This window comes from Pseudoalteromonas aliena (assembly GCF_038155085.1).
Classification (GTDB): domain Bacteria; phylum Pseudomonadota; class Gammaproteobacteria; order Enterobacterales; family Alteromonadaceae; genus Pseudoalteromonas; species Pseudoalteromonas aliena_A.
The window spans coordinates 1-240 of the sequence record NZ_JBAKAU010000088.1 but is presented as its reverse complement, the minus strand read 5'-3'; the positions used below and the strand labels follow the sequence as shown (position 1 = coordinate 240).

The following is a 240-nucleotide window of genomic DNA, read 5'->3' as shown; positions in this document are numbered from 1 at the left end:
TAGCAGTATGTGCATCAAACACTTCATCCGTTAAAAAGTACCTGCGAGCAGCGCGCTCACCAATAACTTTAATAACATACTGGCTAATAACCGCCGGAATAAGACCTAGCTTTACTTCGCTAAAACAAAATTGAGCATCGTCTTTACTAACGGCTATGTCGCAACAAGCTATTAAGCCCACCGCACCACCAAAAGCAGCACCTTGCACAGCGCAAATTGTAGGATGCGGGTAGCTTGCCA

At 45.4% G+C, this 240-nt stretch carries 1 protein-coding gene; it reads right to left on the bottom strand.

The window, feature by feature from the left end; all coding sequences use genetic code 11:
- Nucleotides 1-240: enoyl-CoA hydratase-related protein (locus V6260_RS18650; RefSeq protein ID WP_341595578.1), on the bottom strand; the 240-nt coding region annotated here is incomplete at both ends.